1 protein-coding gene is annotated in these 1,423 nt (G+C 65.9%); it reads right to left on the bottom strand.

The genetic code is table 11. From position 1 onward, the window contains the following. Window positions 1-67 precede the first annotated feature (67 nt). Entirely contained in the window at window positions 68-1,267 is a 1,200-nt protein-coding gene (locus ABID59_RS37345; RefSeq protein WP_354086668.1) for an IS256 family transposase, read from the bottom strand. Between the last annotated feature and the right edge of the window lie 156 nt (window positions 1,268-1,423).

Genomic DNA, 1,423 nt, shown 5'->3' with positions numbered 1-1,423 from the left:
GATCGTGTCCCGTAGCGTGGTGTAGCTGGCGGTGGATCACCGCGTTCGCCGGCGAGAGCCGGGCTGGTCAGCTGGCGATAGCCGTGAGGCTGACGCTCGGATCATCGCTCAACGGCGCGATTGTTTCCAGTGTCATATAACGGGCGCGCTGGACCGCCCATTCATCATTCTGTTCGAGCAGGATGGCGCCGATGAGGCGGACGATGGCGTCCTCATTGGGGAAGATGCCAACCACTTCGGTGCGCCGCTTGATTTCGCCGTTGAGACGCTCGATCGGGTTGGTGGAGTGCAGCTTGGTCCGATGCTGCGGCGGGAAGGTCATGTAGGCCAGCACATCAGTCTCGGCCTCGTCTAGGAAGCCGGCAAGCTTCGGCAGCTTTGGCCGGAGTTGGTCGGCGACCTTGCGCCACTGGGTTCGCGCGGCCTCGGCATCGTCCTGGGCGAATGCTGTGGCAATGAAGGCAGAGACGACACGCCGTCCACTCTTGCCGGCATGCGCCAGCGCGTTGCGCATGAAGTGGACGCGGCAGCGCTGCCAGCTGGCGTTGAGCACCTTGGCCACGGTGGCCTTGATGCCCTCATGGGCGTCGGAGACGACGAGCTTGACGCCGCGCAGGCCGCGGCGGGCGAGCTTGCGCAGGAACGCGGTCCAGAACGTCTCGGCTTCGGACGGACCAATATCCATGCCGAGAACTTCGCGCCGGCCGTCACTGTTGACGCCGACCGCGACGATCACCGCAACCGAGACAATCCGCCCCTGCTGGCGCACCTTCACGTAGGTGGCGTCGATCCACAGATACGGCCAGTCGCCCTCGATCGGGCGGGCGAGGAACGCCTTCACCTTGTCGTCGATCTCGGCACACAGCCGGCTGACCTGGCTCTTGGAGATGCCGGTCATGCCCATCGCCTGCACCAGGTCGTCCACCGAGCGGGTCGAGACGCCCTGTACATAGGCCTCCTGCACCACGGCGGTGAGCGCCTTCTCGGCCATGCGGCGCGGCTCCAGGAAGCCCGGGAAGTAGGAGCCCTTGCGCAGCTTGGGAATGCGCAGCTCCACCGCGCCTGCCCGGGTCTCCCAGATCCGGTCGCGGTAGCCATTGCGCTGGGCCAGGCGTTCGGGATTCTTCTCGCCATAGGCCGCCCCGGTCTGGCTTTCGACTTCCAGCTCCATCAGGCGCTGGGCGGCAAAGCCGATCATCTCGCGCAACAGATCGGCATCCGGGGTCTTCTCCACGAGCGTGCGCAGGTTCATCATGTCGTCGGTCATCGGTGGTTCCTCGGTTGCGTTGGCGTGTCGCAACCCGATCCTACCGGAGAACTGCCGGTGACCACCGCAAAGCCGCCCGCCCGCTACGGCGCTATTGGAGGCGCGCGTCCGGGCGGCCTTGCTCTACCGAGCTACACCACCACCGGGGACACGACC

Origin of the sequence: Bradyrhizobium sp. S3.3.6 (assembly GCF_040546905.1) — a bacterium.
Classification (GTDB): domain Bacteria; phylum Pseudomonadota; class Alphaproteobacteria; order Rhizobiales; family Xanthobacteraceae; genus Bradyrhizobium; species Bradyrhizobium cytisi.
Note: the sequence above shows the minus strand (reverse complement) of the source record. Positions and strands in the feature narration are given on the sequence as shown.